The organism is uncultured Photobacterium sp., assembly GCF_947502415.1.
Lineage (GTDB): Bacteria > Pseudomonadota > Gammaproteobacteria > Enterobacterales > Vibrionaceae > Photobacterium.
Map to the genome: position 1 here is coordinate 1 of NZ_CANMZV010000014.1, position 12,646 is coordinate 12,646.

Here is a 12,646-nt window from a genome sequence, read left to right on the forward strand (position 1 = left end):
GGTAGTTCAGTTGGTTAGAATACCGGCCTGTCACGCCGGGGGTCGCGGGTTCGAGTCCCGTCCGCTCCGCCACTTATACTAAGCCCGAGTTGAAAGACTCGGGCTTTTTTACGTCTGAAATTTGGGTAAAGGCTCTGAGTGGAACGGTAGTTCTACTAATCTGATACCAAATTGAATAATAATCTGGCCTATCAGCGAGAATGAAAAAGCACATATACAAGGCACTTGATTTTAGGTGTATTCATATCCATCAAAATCAAGCTACACAGTAGCTGTACCTTTTAAACTCGCCCTTCGGGAGCGTTTCAGTCGCTCGATAACGGCCCCAAAAGAGCCACTATATCTTTCATCAATTTAGGTTGTTCTCTAGCGTCTGAAAACGCTCTGATTGGATCAGATTATTGTTCAGATTGGTATAAGTACTCCCAATGCTTCGTATTAGCTAGATATTGATTTGGCTGCCAGCCCCTTGTTCGACTATGAAGTGTTTACAGAGTAGCTCCAGCAGGCTTTCTTTGTAAGATTCGTTGTTTCTTGTACCTAGTAAATTGGCAATCTCCTGGCCGGTGGGAGATAGGCGGTAATAGGTTAAGGTAATGCCTTTTTTAATTGGTCTTAATAGATAATTTGTGTCTTGATAGCCAAAAGCGAGGGGGGATTCGATGCTGATTTCTCCGGATTCTAGTTCGCTACGAAGTAATAAGCCTAAATCCATTAGAACGAGTAAGTTAGAGTAGGGAAGTTGGAAATTTCCTAATGCCAGTTTATCGGTTGATGGGGAGCGAAACAGAGATAAGCCTCCATGGCGGGCCTTTATACTGGTAAGTAACTTTTTACTGTTGTCATTACCGAAATGACAGGTAAGGATACAAGCTCTATGGAAGATCTGCGCTTCACGCTGCGTCATATTTTTTAGTGTGTCGAGGGCTTTTAATGAGGTTGAGCCAGGCGAAATGATTTCTTGCTTGAGGATTCGGCTCCATAGCTTTTGCATTGAGGCATTACGGATGTTTCTGGCAAGGCAGGAAAAGTGATATAGCCAGTCAGGGTCGGGATCTCCGGCAGTTTCATCACTGCAGCTGTCGTAAGCTAGCTTGAAGATACGTTCTAGGTTTTCCTGCTGGTGTTGGGTTTCCTTTTGTAGTCTGTATGTCGTTCTTTCTGCTAAATCTCTATCTGGATCATTAGTTATGAGGTGCGCAATTGCGTATTGGGTTGCTATATCTTTGGTTCGTGTCCGGCTGCTTCTTATATGACTGCTATTGTCCTCTTTATTGGTATTTACGGCAGGTACTGCAGGAGTATCTACTGGGACTTCCTTTTTTTCCTGATTCATAGTGGGCTCATAGTTGATATGACTAGTTATAGTTTTACCAGCTGACACTATAGCTTGGCAATATGCGTGACTTTTGTGTTAAGGGATGGTTAGATTTGTTGGCGAAGGGAGCTTTAAGGAGATGCTGATGAATAAATTCGGCAAGAGGTTAATGGATGTGCTGTTGGTTTTAGGTTATGCCACAATTCTGGTTTACCTTGCTACATACATTTAAGATAAGAAACAAAGTAAACCAGTCTTTTAAGTTAAGGTGATAGTGATACGAAAGAATTACATATCATCGTACTCTTCTAGTGCCATTCCTTGTAGCAGGTAGCCTACTTCGGCCATATCATGGCTAATATGCTGGGTTTGTAATGTACCGACAACATAAACTACATCCCAGAGCTCTTGGATTGGAGCTCCTTTTTCAAACTTCACGTAGATGATCTGATTTGGTGGCGGTGGCGGAACATGAATGCAGGCTCCAAAGTAAGGTACTAATAAAAACTCGGTCACGACTTTATCATCACCTTCCAGAGGGATCACGAAACCGGGTATTTTCACCTTGCTTCCGTTGAGTTCGTTGCGAACCCCTCCAATCATTGTTTGCCTGGCTGCATCGCCATCATGGCGGAGCAGGGGCATGGTATTTTGACTGAATTGTTCTCTTTCCTTTTCTGGTATCAAATCGAGCCAGTCTAGTTTTAATACATCACTGGCATGTGCGAACAATGGTAGCCAGCAAAATAGAACGATTAACCATTTCTTCATGTTGTATTCCTTTAAACTTTAATGGTCATGCCATCTGCCAGAGAATGTTGATAAGCCCGAAGGGCCGGAATGATTCCTACCATAATTCCTGCCATTTGGACGATACCAAGCAAAGTCAGCTCATAGGAAGTCGGCGTGGTTATTTCTATATATAGCCCGAACTGTTGCTGGATTATAGGCTGGGCTATAGTCATGAAGCTATAGAGTAAGGTGATACCAAGTCCGATACCGATAGCGGTCAGGACAGTGGCTTCACTAATTAGCAGGAAGAATATATGACTAGGCCTTGCTCCCATGGCTCGTAGTATCGCCATTTCCCGCCGTCTTTCATTCAGGCTGGTCAACAGGCTGGTCAACATACCTAATAGCCCGGCGATCACCACGAATCCAGAAACGATTAACAGAGCCTGCTCGGCAATTGACATCATTCCCCATAGTTCATGAAGGGCAATACCTGGCATTATGGCACTTAGCGGTTCTTTGTTATAGGTGTTGATATAGCGTTGCAAAGCAAAAGTTTGCACTTTTGAATTGAGCCCAAGCATAAATGCTGTGATTTGTTTGGGTTCGAATTGATTCTTTTTCAGTACTTCGGCATTAGGTGTATGACCTAGTCTGGCTCCGGATTCCCACCCAACATGGATTGCTTCGATGGCTTCTAAGGAAACATGAACGCTTCGATCGACGGGTGTACCGGTTGGTTCAAGGATACCAACAACTTTGAATGGTAGGTTATCGTGACGGTTGAATGACTTATCGCTAATACCATGGGCAATAATGATTTCGTCGTTGAGTTGGTAGTTAAGTTTTTTTGCAACTTCTGCGCCAAGAACCGTTTCGAACAACCCCGTAAAATGGTGTCCGGTCGCAAAGTTCAGAGGCTGTTTTTTACCATATTGATAATGGGAAAAGTAGGAGTCATTGGTACCGATAACGCGGTAGCCTTGGTGAGAATCACCAAGTGAGATAGGTATTGCCCATTTTACCGAGCGGTGCTGACTGAGCTCCAGATAGCTTTTCCAGTCGATATTGTTGGTGGCATTACCGATACGGAATACAGAGTAAAGTAGCAAGTTAACTTGGCCGGAACGGGAACCCACGATTAAGTCCGTACCGGAAATCGTATTGGCAAAGCTTGATTTTGCCTGAGTGCGAACCCTTTCGACACCCAGTAGAAGGGTGACTGAAATTGCAACAGTCAGTAGGGTCAGCAGTGCAGTCGTCTTGCGGTTGGCCAGGCTTTGCCATGCCAGTCGGAAGATAGCGGTCATTGACGGTTCTCCCTTGTTGCTTTGTTGATGTCGTTCAGGGCAATGCTGCGATCAAATAGTGACTCGAGTGTTTCATCATGGCTGACGAAAAGCAGGGTGGTGTTAGCTTGTTCACACTCTGCCATCAGGAGTTGGATGAATGCTTCTCGGCTATCATGATCCAGTGCTGAAGTTGGCTCGTCGGCAATTAGAAGTTCGGGTTTGCCAATAAGCGCTCTGGCAGCGGCAACGCGTTGTTGCTGACCGATACTGAGTTCGTTAATTGGTCTTTCCAGGCACTCGAGGGGTAAATGGAGTTGGCTGAGTAGCCGTTTGGCTTCCTGCTCCATACTTCCAGTGACCTGACGCTTACGTTGGTTAGAAAAACGGCAAGGTAGCAGGATGTTATCTATGACAGAAAGATAAGGCAGCAAGTTAAACATTTGGAAAATATAGCCGATGTGGTTTGCCCTAAATTTATCTCTCTGGGTTGGTTTTTGTCGGCTGAATGGTTGCTGAAGCAAGTTGATTTCACCGGATGTTGGCTGCGTGATCCCGGCCAGCAAGCTGAGTAGGCTTGATTTTCCGCTTCCGCTTGGGCCTTTCAGGAATACTTTTTCTCCCTTTCTAACGCTCAGGGATGGAATATCGAGCAGGTTAGCTGTTTGCTTTGGCCACCTAAATTGCAGGTTGCTCAGTTCTATCACGTTCATTGGGTTTCCTAAGGCGGAGGGGTTGCCTCCGCCATCACTGATTTTTTATATCGGGCTGTATTTAGAACTTAAACTGGGTACTGCTCGCAGTAAGTTGTTCCGTTTTTTGACTGGATTCGGTAATGGCCTGAACTGTAATTTTTTCAGTGTTTGGAAAGTGCTTGAACCAACTTACCTGTAGTTCTTTTAGCTGCTCGATATTGTCACAGCTGAATGTGTACTGGGCTGAAAACTCGCCATGTGCATGGTGTTCGTGGTCATGACCGAGTTTATTATGCTCATGACTGTCGTGGTGTTCATAATCGTGTTCATCATGCTCATGACCGTCGTGGTGTTCATGATCGTGTTCATCATGCTCATGATCGTGTTCATCATGCTCATGACCATCATGGTGTTTATGGGCGTGGTCATTATGAGCGGTCAGGGTTTCAGTAATCTGTGCCTCTGTCAGTTGGCAATTTGCCGAGCTTGTAAAGGCAAATAGTGAATTTGTATTCTTGAGTTGTCGAACTGCATTTTCTAGTGCTTGCTGTTGTTGCTCATTTGACGGGGTGTGCTCAAAACCGACGACATCCGATCCTGGTGCGGTGATCTCCATGAGTAGGTCTTTGCCGTCCTGAGCAATATTAAGCTCGACAACACCGTGTACGTGGGCATCATGTTGACAGAAAGACGTTTCCGCAACGACAGAGGTAGAAAGTGTAATAGTGCCGATTAGTAGGGCACACTGAGAAAGACGGTATGGAAAAGGCATGATAACTCCTGTCTAAAAATAAATATAGTTCAATAGATTAGATTCAGGTTGTTATCGGAGGCGCTCTCGCCAGTGGCGGAGAGGGTAGCCTGTGACCTTTAAGGGGGAGGCTGGTCGGGGTGTGGCGTTCAGGAGCAGAGAAAGGCAAGAACGCCAGTTCAGGAGCGCTTGTCACATCATGTACCAGATGGCAAACGCTGCATTCTTGTAGGTGATGGTGGCTGCTGTCAATTTCAAATTTGTGCAATACAGAAATCGGTCCGATCATAGCGATCAGTCCGATACAAAGTATTATACAAAGGTGGGACCACCGGAGTTTGAAATGAAACACGTTTAAAAAGAAAGCCATCACTGCGCCACAATTGTAATAATATAACATTACTTTTTAGCGTCAGTCATGGCTTTGTTGCTAAGGGACTTGGATTAAAAGGAATTGTTACAAATTGCTTTTAACTAAGTTCATTGCTTGCTCGATTTCTCCAGGGCTTAACTTGCCTTCTTTGACAAACAATACCTGGCTTTGCTGATTCAAAACAATAATGGCAGAGTTTTCTTCTTGGAGTTCCCAAGTTGTACGAACCTCACCGTTTGCATCCAGCACCATGGATGACCAAGAGAATTCACGTTTACTATCTTCTGCTGAGGATTTCACAAAACCTCCAGTACCCCAGATAGCATCGTCCTGGTTGATAATGGTGGTAGTCTGGTACTTGTCTTGAGGGAAATCAGCGTCTTTAATTGCCTGGATCATTTCGGCATTCATTTCTTTAGCTGAGCTACGGCCGGCGATTGCCTGTATAACCCGAACTTTACCGGTAAGTTGTGCACTGTTCCAATTCTGGTAGGCAACATCATCCCCTTTTATCACTATTTCCCCTTTATCAGAGACAGAGGTTGTCGGTAATTGCTCGCCGACGTGAAGGGTATGAGCGTTAGCCAGACATGGTAAAAATGCTGCCAGTAAAGCAATCAAGGGCTTCTTATTCATTGTATTTATTCCATTTTTCATTAAACGCTACATTATCTTAGTGCAATGTAAAAGAACTGGTTGAACCAGCTTCAAATTCTCGATCTGAATCACTAAAAAACTATGGTTTTGTTATTGAGCGACAAAAACGCAGAATCAATCAAATTTGAGGTTAATTTTTTACGCACTGTAGCATTATTTGTTCTACAGTGATGATTGGTTTCGACAGGTTATTTAGGGACATTAAGCTAAATTTGGCAAGTAAGTTGCTTTAATTTTAGTGAGGGTTGAAACATATTCGATATGGCAAGATCTATAGCAATATCAGTTGAGCGAGGGATATATGCTTAGAATATTCAAACAATACCGTCCGAATCAGGTTGCACGTTATGTGAAAAGTTACTTCCGCGGTCGCTTGTTTATTGTCGGCGTGGGAGGTTTTGAGTTTGATTGTGGCCGCTTGTTACCACCAAAACGTCAGGACAAAAAAGTGCTGGGGGTATTCTCTGAAGTAAATAAAGAAATACAGCTACTGGCCGCGGAGGTGGTGTAGCCGGAGCAGAGGCTCCGGCTCTACTGGAGGTTATTCTGGAGGTAGACAGATTCCTGTTCCGGCAAGTCCACAATAACCGTTGGGATTCTTAGCCAGATATTGCTGGTGGTATTCCTCGGCAAAATAGTAATTACCTGCAAGCGCTATCTCAGTGGTGATTGGGTGTGGAATTTTCTGTACTGACAAGGCTTCCTGATAGCGCTCTTTACTCAATTTAGCTTGCTCAAGCTGGGCGTTAGAGCTGGCATAAATAGCAGATCTGTATTGGGTGCCGGTATCATTTCCTTGCCTCATCCCCTGAGTTGGATCGTGGTTTTCCCAAAACAAGGAAAGCAATTCCTTTAGTGATACTTCTGAAGGTTCAAACAATACCCGTACTACTTCTGTATGTCCGGTTTTACCGGTGCAGACTTCTTGGTAGGTCGGATTTGGGGTAAAGCCGCCGCTATAGCCTACTGAAGTACTGTAAACGCCATGTTGTTGCCAGAACAATCGTTCAGCTCCCCAGAAGCAGCCCATTCCGATAATGATTTCTTCAATTCCTTCCGGTTTATCGTCACTGAGCAGGGTGCCATTCACGGCATGGACCTGGGTTGGAAGGATGGGGGTTGCTCTTCCTATCAGTGCCACTTCCGGCGTGATCATCATGGTTTTTTTCGTGGACATTGTTCGTTCCTTTTTACGCTGTCTGTACAAAGAAAGTAGAGGAATCCCAGCCGACATTCAATATTGTGGAATTTACCTTTATTAATTGTTGGCAGTTCTAGCTGCCCTTTGTCATCATTAGGGATATGCGCAAATAAAGAACAATAAAGCTCTGATTAGTGAAGCTAAATAAGAATGAAAAAGAAGTTGAAGCGGTTTTGCCTTACTGTGATTGTTCTTGTTGTTTCTTCGCCGGGATTGGCGGAAACCACATTGACCATTAAGGGGCTGAAAGGAAGTCTGCAAGAAAATGTCGAGGCTTATGTCTCGGCGATTCCTAAAGAAGATTACAGTATTTCGCTGCGTTTTCGTGAGCAGCTGGAAGAGGAAATCCGTGATGCATTAAAGGCGCTGGGACGCTATCAGCCAACTTTTTCTTATCGTGTCGATAAAGATGGGGAGGAGACAAAGCTGAAGGTGACTGTTGATCCGGGGCCTAAAACGAAGATCGTCAAGAGTGATATCCAGATCACCGGTATGGCCCAAGATGATCCTGATTTTATTGCGCTGGTCAGGAAAAGCGGCCTTGGCCTGGATAAAACGCTCAATCACGGTAAATATGAATCCTTCAAGTCATCTCTTCAAAGCCTTGCATTGCGTAAGGGCTATTTTGACGCTGAACTGAAAAAAAGCGAGTTAGCAGTTGTTCCTAGCCGTAATGAAGCCTTCATCACTATCGAATATGCCGCCGGCACCCGTTACCGTTTTGGTGAGACTCTGTTTACCGGTAGCCAGATAGAAGAAGATCGCCTGCAATCACTGATCCCTTACGAAGAAGGTGAGCCATACCTTGCATCAAGCTTGGGTGTATTCAACCAGCGGTTGTCCAATGTCGGCTGGTTTTCGTCGATTTTTGTCGGCGGTGATATGGCAAATATTGAGGGCGATAAGATCCCCGTCAATGTGGTGGTTGAGCCTCAAGTCAGAAACCAGTTTGAAACTGGTATCGGTTATTCCACCGATACCGGGATGCGATTGAAGTTTAATTGGCGTAAGCCCTGGTTTAACAGTCGCGGTCATAGCCTCAGTGTTAAAACTGAAATTTCTGAGGTCCAACCTAAGATCGAAGCAACTTATAAAATTCCTCTTGATGATGTATTGAATGATTACTACCAGGTAGTCGGCGGGATTCGTTATGTTGATAATCACGACACCATCAGCACCGAGACAAGCATAGGTGTTGAACGTCACTGGCAACTGGAATCCGGCTGGAAGCGGGTCGCCTCTATCCGTTATCTTTACGAGAATTATAAGCAGGGGGCAGAAGAAGAAGGTGTACTCCGGATGGTATTGCCAGGGATCAGCTATAGCAAAACCCGCGCGCGAGGCGGAGCGATGCCGAGTTGGGGGGATAAACAACTGATCGCGGTTGAATATTCAGATCCAGCTATTGGCTCCGATACCCGCCTGGTCCGTTTTCGTGGACGCTCGGCCTGGATTCGAAGTGTCGGGAAGGATCATCGTGGATTACTGAGGGTTGATGGTGGTGCCACCATTGCCGAAACAATTGAAGATGTACCACCGTCATTGCGCTTTTTTGCCGGGGGGGATAACAGTCTTCGGGGTTATAGCTATGACTCTATTGGGCCGAGAGACAGTAAAGATGAGCTGCGAGGGGGGAAATATATGCTGACCTCGACACTGGAATATCAGTATCGCATTTATGGAGACTGGTGGGCGGCGGCTTTCTATGATTATGGTTCGGCCTGGATTGATAGTCCCGACTGGCAACGGGGAACGGGGGGCGGCGTCCGTTGGGCGTCGCCAGTTGGACCTATCCGCCTGGATTTTGCATGGGGACTTGATAAGGCAACGGACAAGTTCCAGATCCACTTTATTTTGGGGCCTGAAATATGATTTGGGTAAAGCGTATCTCATTAGGTCTGCTTGTCCTGCTATTGTGTTTGGTCATTGCTCTGGCGGTTCTGCTCTATACCCCTGCGGGGGTGAAAGTCGCTGTGTGGGGAGCTGAAAAGGCTTTACCTGCGTTATCTGTTACTAACACTTCCGGTAGTTTGTTGCGGGGGTTTGTTCTGGAGCAGGTTCGCTATCAGGACTCGCCGATTGACCTGGCTGCCGACAGGCTTTCTCTGATCATTGATGACGCCTGCCTGCTGGAGCCTGCGGTTTGTGTTAAAGAGCTTGGGATTACGGGAGTTCGTTTTGCTATGCCCGAGCTCCCGCTTGTATCACCTTCATCACCGGAACCAGAAGCCTCTGAGGCTGATAATGAACCTGTAACAGAGATTGCGATGCCGGTACCTATCCGGGTGGTGCGTCTTCGTCTGGATGACATCGGGCTGGATATTCTGGGTAATCAAATCAACTGGCAGCAGTTCTCGACTGCCGCAGAAATGACTGACAGTCATCTGATCCTCAAACCAACAGATTGGCAGGGGATAGCTCTCACACTTGCTCCGGCCACCCCGGAAGATAACCCGCCACCATCCGCAGAATCGAATGGCAGTGAACCGCTTGTTATGCCGGAAGTTGTGCTGCCTTTATCCGTAGATATTCAGCGGTTTACAGTTAAAGATTTCAAGCTGAATGGTGAAGTGCCTCAGCAAGTGGCGTTGTTGGATCTGGTGGGAACCGCCGAACGTAGCGATGTGACGCTGAGTAAACTGGTGCTGGATATCCCACAGGCTAAGCTGGATGCCAGTGGCGAAGTGTCATTATCCGGCGATTATCCGCTGACTCTTAATGCCATGGTGGATATTGAAATGGCACCGTTACAGGGACATCAGCTTGCGTTAAAGGCTGATGGTTCTGTTGCTACATTATCTTTGGATGCTAGCCTGAAAGGAAAACTGGATGCCCTGTTGAGTGGGCAGCTCTCGCCACTTGATCCGCAACTGCCATTTGATCTTCGTTTGTCGAGTAATCACCTTCAGTGGCCTGTTGACAATAAACCGGAGTTTGAAATTTCTGATACCAAGATCACAGCGGCAGGTAATCTTCAGGGCTACCAGTTTGAAGCGATAACCAAGGTCGATGGTGTTCCAATGCCGCCAGTGGCCGCCAAGCTAAAGGGGAAGGGGGATTTAACCCAGGTCGCACTTAACAGGCTAGTGGTTGATTCGCTGGGCGGTCAGGTTACCGGGAAAGCTAAGGCTAGCTGGAAAGATTTGGTTAACTGGCAGGGAGAGTTGGAGTTCAATCATATTCAGCCGGGATTAGAGTGGCCTGAAGCCAAAGGGGATCTTAGCGGTAAGCTGAGAACGTCCGGTGGGTTAATCCAAAAAGGAGGCTGGTTCGTTAAGTTGCCGGAGCTCGATATTGACGGTGTGGTGCTGGATAAAACCTTTACGCTGAAAGGTCAGCTGGACGCCTCCGATCGAGCCGGAAAGGGAGATATTAAGCTGGCAACGGAGCGACTTCGGTTACAGCACGGACCAAATGGTCTGACGGCAAAAGGGACATTGAATAAAGTCTGGGCGTTGACGGCGCAGGTGAATGCACCTGATTTGGCGCAATCATTGCCGGGATTGAGAGGCAAGGTTCAGGGCGACCTGGAACTGAGTGGCAAGATGACCGAGCCGGATATTCGCCTGCAGTTGGACGGTGAGAGCCTGGGGTGGCAGGAACAGGCATCACTGCAGCGTTTTGTACTGAAAGGGCGGGTCACACCGCTGCCAGAGCTGAAGGCTGATATTAACCTGACTGCGGCTGACGGGGAATTTGATGACTTCAAGCTGGGTAAGCTGGCGCTGGTTTTTAAAGGCTCAGAATCGAAGCATAATTTGTCTCTGGACATGGATGCCGAGCCTGTCAGTGCCGAGCTTAGCTTGGCCGGTAAGCTGGATCGTAAGACAGGTTGGCAGGGAATCCTGCAGAAGGGTGTCTTTGAAACTGAAGTGGGGCTGTGGCGTTTGAATCGTCCGACCAAGCTTGGGTATGGTTTTAAAAATCAACTGGCTAATGTTGACCGACACTGTTGGGAGCAGAAAGGTGCCTCCCTGTGTCTGATTGAAGCTTTAGAAGCCGGGACATCAGGGCATGCAAAAGTGGCGGTCAACAATTTTGATTTTGACCTGATTGCACCTTACATGCCGGAGGCCATAGAGCTTCGCGGAGAACTTGGTGCCAATCTGGAGGCGACCTGGACCTCAGGTGCTTCCCCTTATCTAAAAGCCAGGATCACTTTGCCTGAAGGTGAGGTAAGCCAGCAGGACGATTCCGAGGCCAAACCATTAAAAGTGGGATGGGATCAGATAACGCTGAATGCAGAGATGAAGCAGGGTGTGCTGAATGCCGACTGGCTCATCAGCATAAGAAATAACGGCGATGTGTCGGGACGGGCTCGCGTAACCCAACTGACCGGTGAGCAGCAGTTAGCGGCAAACCTGAATATTGATCGTATGACGCTGGGGGTCCTTGAACCTCTGGTGAAGGGTTACCACCATTTTGATGGTGAGGTGGATGCGAATCTTGAGGTGAGCGGCCTGGTGATGCATCCGGCAGTAACCGGTTTGCTGAGGGTGACTAAGATTGAAGCGTTAGGCCGTCAGGTTCCGCTGGATGTCGAACAGGCAGATATTTCTGCGACGTTTAAGGGATATACTGCGACCGTCAGCGGCGATATTGTCACACCGGATGGCATGTTGCGACTTAAAGGTGATGCGGACTGGAAAGAGCTGGAAAACTGGAAAAGCCAGCTGAGGATTAATGGCAAGGAGCTGGAGCTTCATATGCCACCGCTGTTGGCTATGAAAGTCACCCCGGATCTGACAATTAAGGCATCGCCTAAATATGCCGAAATCACCGGGAGTGTGGCGATTCCATGGGGGCGGATCACTGTCGATCAGCTTCCGGAATCTGCGGTATCCGTGTCGGACGATGAAGTTCTGCTGACCGGCGATTTGCAGCCAATCGAAGATGAGCCCGTCATTCCGTTTGAAGTGAAAACCAATGTGCAGGTTAAGATTGGTGATGATGTCAAGCTGTCGGCTTTCGGTCTGAAGTCGGAATTAATTGGTGGGCTAAATGTACGCCAACGGGATAAAGGGCCGATGGTATACGGTGAGGTGAACCTGCAAAAAGGTACTTATCGTTCATTTGGCCAGGAGCTGGTGATACGCAAAGGGCAGATCCTGTTTAATGGCCCGGCAGATCAGCCTTACCTGGCCATTGAGGCAATTCGGGATCCGGATAATGTCGAGGATGATGTGATTGCCGGCATTCGGGTCAATGGCCCAGCGGATGAACCATCGGTGGAAATATTCTCAGATCCCGCTATGGCACAACAAAATGCGTTGTCTTATCTGCTGCGAGGTAAAAACCTCGATAGTGAGTCGGCTAATAGTGGCGATGCGATGACCACGGCATTGATCAGCATGGGACTGGCCCGAAGCGGTAAGCTGGTGGGTGATGTTGGTGAAGCGTTTGGTGTACAGGATTTAGCGTTGGATACCACTGGCTCGGGTCAGGATTCACAGGTGACCATCAGTGGTTATATCGCGCCGGGCTTACAGGTGAAATACGGGGTCGGGATCTTTGATTCGATCGGTGAATTCACTGTGCGCTATCGTCTTATGAAAGATCTGTATGTGGAGGTGGTCTCCGGCCTGGATAGTGCTGCCGACTTGCTGTATCAGTTTGAAATTAAATAGGCG

Annotated in this window: 10 protein-coding genes; 3 read left to right on the forward strand and 7 right to left on the reverse strand. The window is 47.2% G+C overall.

All coding sequences use genetic code 11. The features are described 5' to 3' along the window. Positions 1–442: 442 nt before the first annotated feature. From Q0852_RS14935 to Q0852_RS14960, 6 genes are all read right to left on the reverse strand, one after another. On the reverse strand, positions 443–1,336 hold the full coding sequence (locus tag Q0852_RS14935) for a TIGR03899 family protein (RefSeq protein WP_299019277.1): 894 nt from the start codon (positions 1,334–1,336) through the stop codon (positions 443–445). A 270-nt stretch (positions 1,337–1,606) separates the two neighbouring features. Further along, entirely contained in the window at positions 1,607–2,089 is a 483-nt protein-coding gene (locus tag Q0852_RS14940) for a DUF3299 domain-containing protein (protein WP_299019279.1), read from the reverse strand. Between the two features lie 11 nt (positions 2,090–2,100). Then, positions 2,101–3,360 (reverse strand): ABC transporter permease, encoded by a 1,260-nt coding sequence (locus tag Q0852_RS14945; protein ID WP_299019281.1) that lies wholly within the window; start codon positions 3,358–3,360, stop codon positions 2,101–2,103. Next, the gene (locus Q0852_RS14950; protein ID WP_299019283.1) at positions 3,357–4,052 is read right to left on the reverse strand and encodes an ATP-binding cassette domain-containing protein; all 696 of its coding nucleotides are present in this window, start codon (positions 4,050–4,052) and stop codon (positions 3,357–3,359) included. The genes Q0852_RS14945 and Q0852_RS14950 overlap by 4 nt, the downstream gene beginning before the upstream one ends. A gap of 61 nt (positions 4,053–4,113) precedes the next feature. Further along, positions 4,114–4,806, reverse strand: coding sequence for a DUF2796 domain-containing protein (locus tag Q0852_RS14955; protein ID WP_299019285.1), 693 nt, complete (start codon positions 4,804–4,806; stop codon positions 4,114–4,116). Between the two features lie 436 nt (positions 4,807–5,242). Next, the gene (locus Q0852_RS14960; RefSeq protein WP_299019287.1) at positions 5,243–5,794 is read right to left on the reverse strand and encodes a YtfJ family protein; all 552 of its coding nucleotides are present in this window, start codon (positions 5,792–5,794) and stop codon (positions 5,243–5,245) included. Between the two features lie 322 nt (positions 5,795–6,116). Between Q0852_RS14960 and Q0852_RS14965 the strand changes: the two genes are divergently transcribed. Further along, complete coding sequence (locus tag Q0852_RS14965) at positions 6,117–6,326, forward strand: DUF1107 domain-containing protein (RefSeq protein ID WP_299019289.1); 210 nt, start codon at positions 6,117–6,119, stop codon at positions 6,324–6,326. Positions 6,327–6,356: 30 nt separating this feature from the next. Here Q0852_RS14965 and msrA read toward each other — a convergent pair whose 3' ends face one another. Next, a complete protein-coding gene (msrA, locus tag Q0852_RS14970; protein WP_299019291.1) occupies positions 6,357–6,992 on the reverse strand; it encodes a peptide-methionine (S)-S-oxide reductase MsrA in 636 nt (211 codons plus the stop codon). A 174-nt stretch (positions 6,993–7,166) separates the two neighbouring features. Between msrA and Q0852_RS14975 the strand changes: the two genes are divergently transcribed. Next, positions 7,167–8,888, forward strand: a complete 1,722-nt coding sequence (locus Q0852_RS14975) for an autotransporter assembly complex family protein (protein WP_299019293.1) — start codon at positions 7,167–7,169, stop codon at positions 8,886–8,888. Beyond that, positions 8,885–12,643: a translocation/assembly module TamB domain-containing protein gene (locus Q0852_RS14980; RefSeq protein WP_299019295.1), complete on the forward strand. Its 3,759-nt coding sequence runs from the start codon at positions 8,885–8,887 to the stop codon at positions 12,641–12,643. The genes Q0852_RS14975 and Q0852_RS14980 overlap by 4 nt, the downstream gene beginning before the upstream one ends. Positions 12,644–12,646 lie beyond the last annotated feature (3 nt).